The following is an 11,558-nucleotide window of genomic DNA, read 5'->3' as shown; positions in this document are numbered from 1 at the left end:
CGGCGAAGGCGACGACCTCGTCCGCGCCGGAGACCGGGTCCTTGGTGCCGGCGACCAGCGGCGCGCCGACCTTCTGGGCGATGTGCCTGGCCTGCACCTTGTCGCCGAGCGCGGCGATGGCGGCGGGGGGCGGGCCGATCCAGGTCAGCCCGGCGTCGATGACCGCCTGAGCGAAGGCGGCGTTCTCCGACAGGAAGCCGTAGCCGGGGTGCACGGCGTCGGCGCCGCTGCGGGCGGCGATGTCGAGCAGTTTGGCGATGTCGAGGTAGGTCTCGGCGGGCGACTGCCCGCCCAGCGCGTACGCCTCGTCAGCGACCCTCACGTGCAGCGCGTCGAGGTCCTGGTCGGCGTAGACCGCCACGCTGCCGATCCCGGCGTCCTTGCACGCGCGGGCCACCCGTACGGCGATCTCCCCGCGATTGGCGATCAGCACCTTCCGCACCGACGACCGTCCTTCCAGAAATCGATGGTTCAGCGGCCCAGGTAGGCGCCGCCGTTGACGTGGAGCACCTGCCCGGTGACGTGCCCGGCTCCCTCGCCCGCCAGGAACAGAACGGTGTCGGCCACGTCGGACGGCGTGCCGGGGCGGCCGTTGCGGGTGTTGTCCACACGGGCCCTGATGCCGTCCTCGGTGAGGCGGCCGCGGAAGAACTCGGTGTCGAGGACGAGGCCGGGGGAGACCACGTTGGCCGTGATGCCGCGCGGGCCCAGCTCGGCGGCCAGATCGGCGGTCCAGGACTCCAGGGCGGCCTTGGCGGCGCCGTACGAGCCCGAGCCGGTGCCGCGGGCGGCGATCGAGCCGATGGAGATCACCCGCCCGCCGTCGCTCAGGCGCGGGGCCAGCGCGGTCGTGACGAGCACCGCGGACATGAGGTTGGCGTTGAGGTTGGCCCACCACGCCTCGGCGACGTCCATGAGGTCGCCGGGCTGCTTGCGGTCGAGGTTGGTGTTGCCACCGGCGTTGTTGACCAGCACGTCCACGCGCTGGGGCAGCGCGCCGAGCGCTTCCTGGACGGCGACCGGGCTGGCGGCGTTGAAGGCCACGTGGTCGGCGCCGATGCGGCCCGCGGCCTCCTTCAGCACGTGCTCGCGGCGGCCGGTGATCGTGACGTGCTCGCCCCGTGAGGCGAACGCCGCGGCGATCGCGTAACCGATGCCGGTGCCGCCGCCCGTCACCACAACTTCGCGCATGACCGGACGAACCTCCGCGTGAAAATCCCGAATGTTCCTCGCGTAGACCATAGCCGCTCGGCATAACCCGGACGAAGACCAGTGGGCCCGCTTAGTGTGATGGCGCTTTCACACGGTCCAGTTCACCCGGTCCAGGAGGTATGCATGAGCCAGAGTATGCTCGGCGGCGACCCCGCGGAAATGCAGCAGATGGCCAGCCAGTTCACCCAGCAGTCAGAAGCGGTCCGCACCACGATGACCGCGCTCGACCGCGAGGCGGCCAAGGTCGGCACCGCGTGGACGGGCCCGGGCGCGCAGCGTTTCCAGCAGGCCTGGCAGAACTACCGCACCGCGTTCCAGCGGATGACCGAGGAGCTGCAGGAGGCCTCGCGGGTCATCGGCACCTACCGGCAGAACATCGAGTCCGCCACGAAGTGAGCAACGGAACGAGGCCCTGGCGACCGGCCGGGGCTTCCTTCCGTTGAACCCCGGGCGGGCCGGGCGATCCGTTGAACCCGGGCGGGCCGGGCGATATACCCTCTTTCGACATGATCGGTCGCGCCCTCCTGGCGAGCCTGCTCGCGCTGAACCTCGCCGCGGCCCCCGCCGCGGCGGCCACCGTCGCGGACGACGACTGCAAGCCGAAGAAGGGGACCGTCAAGATCCCCGTCACCGAGCCGTGGGCGCAGAAACGGCTCGACATCAAGTCCGCCTGGCGGCTCACCCGCGGCGCGGGTGTGACGGTGGCGGTCCTCGACAGCGGCTTTGATCAGCACCCGCAGGTCCAGATCTCCAAGATCGTGGACGAGACGCACACCGGCTACCGCGACTGCGTCGGCCACGGCACCGCCGTCTCCGGCATCATCGGTGCCCGTTACGTGGCCGGGGTCTCCTTCCACGGTGTCGCGCCGGAAGCCCGGCTGCTCATGTTCAAGCAGAGCAACAAGCCCGAGGGCGTGCTCACCAACCTGGTCAACGCCATCAACGACGCGGTGGACGCCAAACCGGACGTCATCAACGTGTCCGTGCGCGCCTCCGACAACCCGTCGCTGCGGGCCGCGATCCAGCGGGCGCTGGACAACGACATCGTCGTGGTGGCCGCCGCCGGCAACATCACCAAACCGGACGAAGAGTCCGAACCCGCCTACCCGGCGGCCTACGACGGCGTGCTGGCGGTGGGCGCGGCCACGCCGGACGGCCGCCGCGCCGACTCCTCCAACGCCGCCACCCCGGTCGGCGTGCTCGGCCCCGGCACCGACATCACCGCCCCCTGGCCGGGCCGTTCCTTCATGCGCGGGCTGCAGGGCACGAGCTTCGCCTCGCCGTACGTGGCGGGCACCGCCGCCCTGGTCCGGGCCCGTTTCCCCCGGCTCAACCAGGAGCAGGTGCGCCGGCGCATCATCGCCACCGCCGACGGCACCTCCGGCGCCGGCACCGGGACGGGCATGGTCAACCCGTTGCTGGCGCTCACCGCCGTGCTGCCGTACGAGGACGCGAACGGCCCCGTGGTGGCCGAGCCGCCGCCCGCCGCGCTGCCGGCCAACGCCGTGGCGAAGGCCCCGCCGCGCGACGAGACGGCGATCGGCGTCGCGATGGCGGTGGGGGCGGGGGCGCTCATGGCGATGCTGGTCGCGGGCGCGCTCGTGCTGCTGGTCCCGCGCGGGCGGCAGCGCGGCTGGCGTCCCGGACGGGCGTCCTAACTGTTACTCCACGGTGTCCCAAAGCGTTACTTGTGGGTGAATTGTCAATTCGCTAGTGAAACCGCTGATGTAAATGTGGCGGATGCGGTTGAATGTCCCTTCAAGATCTATCTTTCACCGAAGGGATGGAGATGCACCCCCTGCGTCCGGGTGATCCCGCGAAGCTGGGCGCGTACGACATCGCAGGACGTCTCACCGATGGGCCGCGCGGCGCGGCCTTTCTCGGCAAGGAGTCCGACGACGCGCCGTTAAGAGTGATCAAGGTGTTGCCCTCGGCTCATGAGGCGGGCAGCGACGATGTCGCTCGGCTCACCGGGGTGCAACGGGTGTCCAGCTCGTACGTGGCCCGCACGCTCGAGGCCGGCCTCCACGAGGGCCGCCCCTTCGTGGTCCGCGAGCACGTCGAGGGCCGCAGCCTGGCCGAGGCCGTGGCGGCCGACGGCCCGCTCGACGCCGACACCCTGGAGCGGGTCGCGGTGGGCGTGCTCACCGCGCTGACCGCCGTGCACCTGGCGGGCATCACCCACCGGGGACTCACCCCGCACAACGTGATCCTCGGTCCCGACGGTCCCCGCGTCACGGACGTCGACCTCGGCGAGCCCGTCGGCGAGATCGGCTACCGCGCGCCGGAGCAGCTCAGGGGCCTGGCCTACGGGCCGTACGCCGACGTCTTCGCCTGGGCCGCCACCGTCGCCTTCGCCGCGACCGGGCAGGCGCCCTTCGGCCAGGACGAGGAGGCGGTGCTGAACGGCGAGCCCGAGCTGGGCTCGCTCGCCGAGCCGCTGCGCCGGGTCGTGCAGGCGGCGCTGTCGAAGGACACCGGGCAGCGGCCCACCACGTACATGGCGCTGCTGCAGCTCCTCGGCGACAAGCGGGGCGGCGTCGCCGCCCAGAAGCCGGAGCCCGGGCCGGACGTCGTCCTCGACGGCATCCCGCTGCAGGGCGTGGTGATCCCCGGCCTGACCGCTCCCGGCGCGCCGGTCCCCGGCCTGCCGATGGACGGCGTGCCGCCGCAGGGGGTGCCGGGTCCCGGCGCGCCCGTACCCGGCCTGCCGATGGACGGCGTGCCGCCGCAGCAGACCTGGGGCCCGCCGCCCGTGCCGCCGCAGGGCGGGCTCGCGCCGACCGGTCCCGAGCCGGTGCAGGGCGTGCCGCTGCCGCCGCCCCCGCCGATGTGGGAGCCGCCGCGCGAGCAGCAGCGGCAGGCGCCGGTGCAGGGGCAGACGGTCCCCTCGCGCCCGCCGCGCAAGTTCCCGCTCGGCCTGGCCGCCGCCGTGGGCGCGCTCGCGCTGCTGTCCGGCGCCGGGCTGTGGGGCGCGAACCAGTACGCCGCCACGCAGAAGTTCGAGCCGGTGGCCGCCGCGGGCGACCAGAAGACGCAGGGCCCCGCCGGGGCCGGCGACACCAACGCGAACACCAACCAGAACGGCCTGCCCCAGCCGAACAACCAGGACCAGACCGGGCAGAACCAGCCCGAGGTCACCGTTCCCTGGGCGAACACGCCGGGCGCCGACCAGAACGACGTCGGCCCCATGACGCTGCCCAGCGACTGGACCTCGCAGGCGCCGACGCCGCCCGAGTACAGCACGGTGCCGTCGCCGCTGCCGATCAACACCCAGCCGGTCGCGCAGCCGCCGGTCACCACGCAGCCGGCCCCGACCCAGACCGCCGCGCCCCAGCCCACGGTGACCGTGACGGCCCGGGAGACGCCGACTCCGACGCCGTCGAACTCGAACGTGAGCACCATGGGACCGTCGGAGACGCCGACGGCCGGCCCGACGGTCACCGTCACGGCCACGCCGACGCCGACCGTCACGGAGACCCCGGCCCCCACCCCCACGGTTGTCCCGTCCACGACCCCGTCGGCCACCCCGACCCGTCGCGCGCCGTCGGCCACCCCGACCCACAGGCCGACCATCACGCGCACGCAGACGCCGACCGCCCGGCCGACGGTCCGGCCGACGCAGACGCGGACCCCGTCCGCCCGCCCGACGGCGGCCCCGACGACCGTGTCTCCGGTGATCAGGAACCCGTACACGCCGGCGCAGGTCTGCGGCGAGGGCTTCTACGTGCAGCGCAAGCAGGCGTTCAGCACTGGCGAGACCTTCCAGCTCTACAACGCCTCCACCGGTGAGAACTGCGTGGTGACGATGAAGACGTCCGAGGTCGGGAAGTCCACCCCGGTGAGCGTCACCCTGGAGGTCCAGGGCGGCGGCTCCAAGAACCAGAGCGGCAACTTCGAGTACTACGCCGGGCCGGTCAAGCTGAACGGCAAGGGCAAGTGCGTCCGCTTCTCCGGCAGCGTCGGCTCCGCGTCGACCAGCGCCGGCTGGGCCAACTGCGGCTGACCCGCGACAGCGCCAGAAACCCCCTCCGGACGGCACCGGAGGGGGTTTCTCGTCGTACGGGGCCCGCTCAGGCGCGGGGAAGGCCGGGCACCAGGGCGTTCCTGGCGGCCTCGGCGGCCTCCTCGGCCCGCACGATCGCCGACGTGATCGCGTCGGCCAGTCGCCGCGCGTCCAGCCGGGCCCGGCTCAGCGGATGGATCCGCAGGTCGAGCAGGACGCCGAGGGCGTCCGTCGTGGCCTCGATCCGGCCCTCGTCGGCGCGGCCGGTGAAGCGGCGGGCGCTCCACTCCGCCACCGCCTCCTCGGCCCGCCGCGCGGTGGCCATCAGCGCCTCCAGCCGGGCCATCGCCTCGTCCATCTCGCGCACCGCTCATCCCTCCCGCATGACGCGCTCGACGTGCGCCGCCAGCGGATCGTCCGGGCCGCCGCCGTACGGGCCGGACAGGGCGGCCGTCAGCTCCTCCAGGCGCTCGCCGAGGCTGCCCTGGGCGGCGGCCACCGCCTCCTTGACGGCCTCGGCGAGCCGGACGTGGTCCAGCTCCCGCAGCTTCTTCGCGTCGAGGTGCAGCCCCAGCAGCCGCCCGGTCCCGGACACCCGGGCCCGGACGGCGCCGCTCGCGTCCGTGCCCTCCATCCGCTCCCCGGACAGCTCGCCCAGCGAGCCGGCGATCCGCGCCGACCAGGCGTTCACCTCCCGCAGCAGGCCGGGGACGTCGCCCTCCCTGCCCTCGGCGAAGGCGTCGATCTGGCTCAAACGTCGGCTCCCTTCGGCATCCACATGTCGCCCACGCGCTGGGGGTCGGTGAGAGCGGGGGAGAGTTGCAGGTCGCGGGCGCCCTGCGCGGGATCGCCCGAGTTGTAGAAGGCGGCCCTGAGGCTGTTGAGCTTCAGCTCCAGCTTGTTCAGATCGCCCTCGTAGGAGTTGTAGACGTCGGCGAACTGCTTGACCAGGTTGCCGAGCGCGGTGGTGAAGACGCCGACCTGGGTCATCAGGGCGACCTTGGCGACGGGGTGCGTGGTGCTCATGGTGGCCAGGGAGCGCAGGACCGGCGCGGTGGCGGCGTAGAGGCCGAAGACCGACAGGTCGTACTCCAGCACCTCCTTGTACTGACCGTGCATCGCGCCGCTCATCTCGTCGCCGACCTTGCCGAGCTCCCCGAACAGGTCGTTGACCTTGAACCGCATGTACTGGGCGATGGCCTCGGAGGCGGTGCCCTTCCAATGTGCCGGGACCTTGTCGAAGTAGGCGCGCCACAGGTTCAGGCCGTTGCCTTTCAGCGCTTCGGACATCTCCTTCCAGGTCTCCCGGCGGTCGTAGAAGAGAAAGGGGTTGCCCAGGTTGAGCGTGGCCGCCACGTCCAGAGCCAGCGCGGCCCCGCCGAGGCCGGACATCGCCATCGCGGTCCGGTTGTTCTGGCGCAGCGGGTTGAGCCCGGTGACCAGGCGCTTGAAGAAGCCGGGATCGGTACGGGCCGCCGCCGCGACGGGCCTCACCTGGACGGCGCCGGTGACGGCGCCGTTCCTGTTCGCCAGGAAGAGCTGCTGGTTGCCCTGGGGCGTGGCGCCCTGGCCGGGCACGATCAGCTTGGGCGGCTGGTGTGACGGGGTGGTCATCAGGGAGCACTCAATTCTTCCTGTTGGCCTGTTCCGCCAGCCGGTAGTTGTGCGCGGAGAGTGCGACCTTGGTGGCGTCCTTCCGCAGCAGGTCGCCCAGGATGCGGGCGCTGTCGCTCCAGGTGTCGGCGATGGTGTTGAACCGGTTGGTGAACATCAGCCCGACGACGGGCAGGCCGGCGAGGGGGGCGAGGTTCCAACCCTCGAAGCGGGGCGTGCGCTGCTTGATGAGGTGCACGGCGTCCCCGGAATCGGTCATGGCACCGGCGAAGGAGTCGATGGGGGCGGTGCTGGTCATGTAGCCGGGAAGGTTCGAATTGTCGGGCGCGAGGTCCTGCCTCCCCGGAGGTTTCGCCGAGGGCGAGGCGGACGGGGACGCGACGGGGCGCAGCGACGGGGGCAGGCAGACCGGGGGCGGGCACGCGGGGGTGTGCGGGCACGGGCTGGTGACCGTCGGCGTCGGTGACGCGGAAGGGCTCAGGGACGGTGTGAGGCTGGGCTGCGGGCTCCCTGACGGCGTCGCCGAAGGGGCGGCGGTGGACGGATCGGTCGACACGATGATCTTTGTATCACCGCATTAAGCCGCATAAATGGCCATTCGCCCTGTTGGGAGACAATATGCGAATGCCATTCACATTCGCGTAACCCGCTGTTTCCTCAGGACGTCACGCCTCTCCCATGTACGCCGTCTGGATCAGGCGCGCCCCCTGCCGGCGATCGACGTAGTAGCCACGCCCGGTGGGCAGCGGCGTCGGCCGGATGTTGCCGAAGAGCGGGCCCTCCTCGCGGTTGCCCGACATGATCAGCGCGGGGCTGGCCATCTCCTTCATGCGCTGCACGGCCTGGTCGAACATGGCCCTGCTGGCGCCGCCGGCCTGCCGGGCCAGCACCAGGTGCAGACCGATGTCGCGGGCCTGCGGCAGCAGGTCGGCGAGCGGCGCGAGCGGGTTGCTGGAGGTGGCCACGAGGTCGTAGTCGTCCACCACGATGTACAGGTCCGAGCCCTGCCACCAGCTGCGCGAACGCAGTTGCTCGGGCGTCAGGTCCGCCGGCGGCAGCCGCTTGAGCAGCGCCGAGCGGGCGTCCTGGATCAGCTCGGCGGCGGCCGTGCTGGAGGCGGCGTAGCCGATGCGGTGGTCGGTCACGGCCGTGTCCAGCAGCGAGCGCCGGTAGTCGATCACGATCATCATCGCCTCGCTCGGCGTCTTCCGCGCGACCAGGCCCTCCATGATGAGCCGCAGCACGTTCGACTTGCCGCACTCGTTGTCGCCGAACACGACGAAGTGCGGGTCGTTGTCGAAGTCGAGCGAGACCGGCGCGAGGCTGTCCTCGTCGATGCCGATCGCGATCCGGCCCGGCCCCGTCTGCTCGGGCCCCGGCAGGTCGGCGACGGGCAGCAGCGAGGGCAGCAGCCGCACCGGCGGCGCCCCGGGGCCCTGCCACGACTGCCGTACGACGTCCACGAGCGCGCGCATGGCGTCGGAGGCGTCCTCGGAGCCGCGCTGGCCGTCGATGCGCGGCAGGGCGGCGAGGAAGTGCATGCCTTCCTTGGTCAGGCCGCGCCCCGGCACGCCGTCCGGCACCGCGAGCGACGCCTTCCTGCTGATCTCCGACTCGTACGCGTCACCCAGCTTGAACTCGATCCTGGTGCCGAACAGGTCCCTGATGCTCGGCCGGAACTCCGACCACTTGTTGGTGGCCGCCACCACGTGGATGCCGTACCCGAGGCCGCGCGCGGCCAGGTCGGTGATGACGGCCTCCAGGTTCTCGAACTCCTGCCGGATCGTCAGCCAGCCGTCCACGACGAGGAACACGTCGCCGAAGCCGTCGCTGTCGGCGCTGCCGTCGGCGACCATCCGCCGGTAGGTGGCGATGGAGTCGATGCCGCGGTCGGCGAAGGCGCGCTCGCGCTGGCGCATGATGGTCACGATCTCGGCCACGGTGCGGCGCACCCGCTCGGCGTCGAGGCGGGTGGCGACGCCGCCCACGTGCGGCAGCCCGGCCAGCGCGCCCAGGCCGCCGCCGCCGAAGTCGAGGCAGTAGAACTGGACCTCGCGCGGCGTGTGGGTGAGCGCCATGCCGGTGATGAGCGTACGCAGCACGTTGCTCTTGCCGCTCTGCGGTCCGCCGGCCACGCCGACGTGCCCGGCCGCGCCGGACAGATCCAGCCAGTACGGATCCCGCCGCTGCTCGAACGGCTTGTCGATGATCCCGACGACGGCGTGCAGCTTGCCCCGGCCCTGCCAGCCGGGCGTGGACAGGCCGAGCTCCGGCGTGACCGACAGCGGCGGCAGCAGGTGCGCCAGCGTGGGCGGCTCGCCGAGCGGCGGCAGCCAGATGCGGTGGGCCGCCGGTCCGTGCCCGGCCAGGCGCTGCACCACGATGTCGAGCAGGCTGGCCTGCGGGCCGCGCTCGTCCATCTCGGTGGACGGGGCCTCCTCGACCGGCTGCGGCACGACGGGGAGCGGCACGTAGCCGGAGCCGTACTCGACGACCTGGCGCAGGATCGTGTTGCCGTCGCTGGAGCCGGGCCGGCGGCTGTCCGACTGGTAGGAGCCGGAGACGTAGGCGGCCTTGAACCTGGTCATGCCCGTGGTGTCGAACTTGAGGTAGCCGTTGCCCGGCGCGGAGGGCAGCTCGTAGGCGTCGGCGACGCCGAGCACGACCCGGCTCTCCATCGCCGAGAAGGTCCGCAGGCCGATCCGGTAGGAGAGGTGCGTGTCCAGGCCGCGCAGCCGCCCCTCCTCCAGGCGCTGCGAGGCCAGCAGCAGGTGCACGCCCAGCGAGCGGCCGAGCCGGCCGATCATCACGAACAGCTCGATGAACTCCGGCTTGGCCGACAGCAGCTCGCTGAATTCGTCCAGCACCACGAAGAGGGTGGGCAGCGGCGCGAGCTCGGCTCCCTGTTCGCGGGCGCGCTCGTAGTCGCGGAGCGAGGCGTAGTTGCCGGCCGCGCGCAGCAGCTCCTGGCGGCGCACCATCTCGCCGTGCAGGGCGTCGTACATGCGGTCCACCAGGGGGAGCTCGTCCTCCAGGTTGGTGATGACCGCCGAGACGTGGGAGAGCGACTCCAGCCCGAGGAAGGTCGCGCCGCCCTTGAAGTCCACCAGGACGAAGTTGAGTATCTCCGAGGAGTGCGTGACCGCGAGGCCCAGCACGAGCGTGCGCAGCAGCTCCGACTTGCCGGAGCCGGTGGCTCCGATCACCAGCCCGTGCGGGCCCATGCCGCCCTGCGCGGACTCCTTGATGTCCAGCTCCACGACCCGGCCGTCGGCGCCGAGCCCGATGGGGACGCGCAGCCGGTTGCGGCCCGCGCGCGGACGCCAGACGATCGCCGGGTCCACGAGGGACGGGTCGCCGACGCCCAGCAGGTCGGTCAGCGTGGTGTTGGCCGCCAGCACGTCCTCGACCTCGCCGCCGCCGCCGGAGCCAATCGAGGTGCGGAGCGGCGCGAGCTGCCTGGCCAGGCCCTCGGCCCGCAGGAAGTCGAGCCGGTCGGGGTCGCCGAGCCGGGTGCGGTGCTCCTTGCCCGCGTGGTCGATCTTGACCATGTGGAAGCCGTCGGCGTGCACGTCCAGTCGCAGCGTGCTGCTCTCCTCCACCTCGCCGGTCGAGCCGGACAGGTCGATCACGGTCACGCCCTGGATGGCGTCGCTGCCGAGCTGGGAGTCCTGCGGCACGTGCCCGTTGTCCACGATGAGCACGTGGTACGGCAGCGCGTCGGCCGCCGCGCCGGGCCGGAACCGGGCGCGTTCCCTGAGCTCGTCGCCGACCAGCCGGTCCAGCTCGCTCAGGTTCTCCGTCATCAGCCGCACCTGGCCGGCGGCGTCCATCTCCTCCGGGTGCAGCGCGTGGGGCAGCCACTTGACCCACTCCCAGTACGGCATCCACTCGGCGCCCGCGCACACCATGATCCGCATGTCGTCCGGCGAGTGGAACACGGTGAGCTGGGAGATCATGGCCCGCACCAGGTCGCGTACGGTCTCGGGGTCGCCGGTCATCCTGATCCTGGCGAACGACCCCAGCGCCACCGCGACCGGCAGCCCGGCGACCGTGGAGTGCGCCCTGATGAAGCGGCGCAGCGCGCCGGCCGCCAGCGCGTCCAGGTCCTCGACGGGCTTGGAGTCCGGCGGGATGAGCTGGATGGCGAGCTTCTGGACGCCGGTGCCGAGGCGTACGGTGGCGAAGTCGTCGTCCCGTGGCCGCCGCTCCCACAGGCGCGGGCTCATGGCGATCCACCACAGCGCGTCCGGCTCGGGGCCGCTCCATTCCAGGGCCTCGCGCTGCTGCTTGGCCGCGCGCCTGGTCCGCTTGCGCACCTGGCTCAGATAGCGGAAGTAGTCGCGGCGGGCGCCGTTCAGCCGGTATTTGCGCTCGCCCGCCTGGCGGCCGATCTGGCCGATGCTCATGCCGACCATGGACAGCGCGAACAGGCCGCTGGCGACGTACATGATCGGGTTGGCGTTGCCGTAGGCCGTGAACATGAGGGCCATCGCCGCCGCGCCCGCCACCATGGGGAGGTAGGTGAGAACGGCGGTGAAACCCTGCGGCTGGACCTCGGGAATCTCCGGCGGAGATTCGAGCAGGACTTCGCCGCGCGGGGGTTTGGGGCCGGGGCGGCGTTCAGGGCGACGTACGACGACGATGCTCATCGAGACGTTCTTATCAGAAGAGACCCGATATGTTCTCTGTTGTCCGTGACCATTGGTGGGGACGGAGTTAACAA

General features: G+C 71.9%; 10 protein-coding genes. 3 read left to right on the top strand and 7 right to left on the bottom strand.

The genetic code is table 11. The annotated features are described in order from the left end of the window. Both ABD292_RS22980 and ABD292_RS22975 read right to left on the bottom strand, forming a co-directional pair. Positions 1-442 (bottom strand): biotin carboxylase N-terminal domain-containing protein (locus ABD292_RS22980; protein ID WP_344210447.1); only part of this gene is annotated, 442 nt, incomplete at its 3' end. Between the two features lie 29 nt (positions 443-471). Then, on the bottom strand, positions 472-1,191 hold the full coding sequence (locus ABD292_RS22975; protein WP_344210444.1) for an SDR family NAD(P)-dependent oxidoreductase: 720 nt from the start codon (positions 1,189-1,191) through the stop codon (positions 472-474). 144 nt (positions 1,192-1,335) lie between these two features. On the opposite strand from ABD292_RS22975, the gene ABD292_RS22970 reads away from it, so the two are divergent. From ABD292_RS22970 to ABD292_RS22960, 3 genes are all read left to right on the top strand, one after another. Then, complete coding sequence (locus ABD292_RS22970) at positions 1,336-1,608, top strand: WXG100 family type VII secretion target (RefSeq protein WP_026214895.1); 273 nt, start codon at positions 1,336-1,338, stop codon at positions 1,606-1,608. A gap of 110 nt (positions 1,609-1,718) precedes the next feature. Continuing rightward, positions 1,719-2,870: a S8 family serine peptidase gene (locus ABD292_RS22965; protein WP_344210442.1), complete on the top strand. Its 1,152-nt coding sequence runs from the start codon at positions 1,719-1,721 to the stop codon at positions 2,868-2,870. Positions 2,871-3,001: 131 nt separating this feature from the next. Then, positions 3,002-5,218 carry a serine/threonine protein kinase gene (locus tag ABD292_RS22960; protein WP_344210440.1) on the top strand — a complete coding sequence of 739 codons (2,217 nt, stop codon included), beginning with the start codon at positions 3,002-3,004 and terminating at the stop codon, positions 5,216-5,218. A gap of 67 nt (positions 5,219-5,285) precedes the next feature. Here the strand turns inward: ABD292_RS22960 and ABD292_RS22955 are convergent, their stop codons facing one another. From ABD292_RS22955 to eccCa, 5 genes are all read right to left on the bottom strand, one after another. Next, complete coding sequence (locus tag ABD292_RS22955) at positions 5,286-5,576, bottom strand: YbaB/EbfC family nucleoid-associated protein (RefSeq protein ID WP_344210480.1); 291 nt, start codon at positions 5,574-5,576, stop codon at positions 5,286-5,288. A 12-nt stretch (positions 5,577-5,588) separates the two neighbouring features. Beyond that, the gene (locus tag ABD292_RS22950; RefSeq protein ID WP_344210438.1) at positions 5,589-5,972 is read right to left on the bottom strand and encodes a YbaB/EbfC family nucleoid-associated protein; all 384 of its coding nucleotides are present in this window, start codon (positions 5,970-5,972) and stop codon (positions 5,589-5,591) included. Further along, positions 5,969-6,832 (bottom strand): hypothetical protein, encoded by an 864-nt coding sequence (locus tag ABD292_RS22945; protein ID WP_344210436.1) that lies wholly within the window; start codon positions 6,830-6,832, stop codon positions 5,969-5,971. The genes ABD292_RS22950 and ABD292_RS22945 overlap by 4 nt, the downstream gene beginning before the upstream one ends. A 10-nt stretch (positions 6,833-6,842) precedes the next feature. Continuing rightward, complete coding sequence (locus ABD292_RS22940) at positions 6,843-7,130, bottom strand: hypothetical protein (RefSeq protein WP_344210434.1); 288 nt, start codon at positions 7,128-7,130, stop codon at positions 6,843-6,845. Positions 7,131-7,497: 367 nt separating this feature from the next. Then, positions 7,498-11,484 (bottom strand): type VII secretion protein EccCa, encoded by a 3,987-nt coding sequence (gene eccCa / locus ABD292_RS22935; protein WP_344210432.1) that lies wholly within the window; start codon positions 11,482-11,484, stop codon positions 7,498-7,500. Positions 11,485-11,558 lie beyond the last annotated feature (74 nt).

The organism is Nonomuraea bangladeshensis (assembly GCF_039529455.1).
Classification (GTDB): Bacteria; Actinomycetota; Actinomycetes; order Streptosporangiales; family Streptosporangiaceae; genus Nonomuraea; species Nonomuraea bangladeshensis.
The sequence above is the reverse complement of the archived record's forward strand: the minus strand, read 5'-3'. Positions and strand labels throughout refer to the sequence as shown.

Bases quoted from the DNA above. Each gene is read 5' to 3' on its own strand.
- ABD292_RS22975 (WP_344210444.1), bottom strand. From the start codon at position 1,191: ATGCGCGAAGTTGTGGTGACGGGCGGCGGCACCGGCATCGGTTACGCG.
- ABD292_RS22970 (WP_026214895.1), top strand. From the start codon at position 1,336: ATGAGCCAGAGTATGCTCGGCGGCGACCCCGCGGAAATGCAGCAGATG.
- ABD292_RS22965 (WP_344210442.1), top strand. From the start codon at position 1,719: ATGATCGGTCGCGCCCTCCTGGCGAGCCTGCTCGCGCTGAACCTCGCC.
- ABD292_RS22960 (WP_344210440.1), top strand. From the start codon at position 3,002: ATGCACCCCCTGCGTCCGGGTGATCCCGCGAAGCTGGGCGCGTACGAC.
- ABD292_RS22955 (WP_344210480.1), bottom strand. From the start codon at position 5,576: ATGGACGAGGCGATGGCCCGGCTGGAGGCGCTGATGGCCACCGCGCGG.
- ABD292_RS22945 (WP_344210436.1), bottom strand. From the start codon at position 6,832: ATGACCACCCCGTCACACCAGCCGCCCAAGCTGATCGTGCCCGGCCAG.
- ABD292_RS22940 (WP_344210434.1), bottom strand. From the start codon at position 7,130: ATGACCAGCACCGCCCCCATCGACTCCTTCGCCGGTGCCATGACCGAT.
- eccCa (WP_344210432.1), bottom strand. From the start codon at position 11,484: ATGAGCATCGTCGTCGTACGTCGCCCTGAACGCCGCCCCGGCCCCAAA.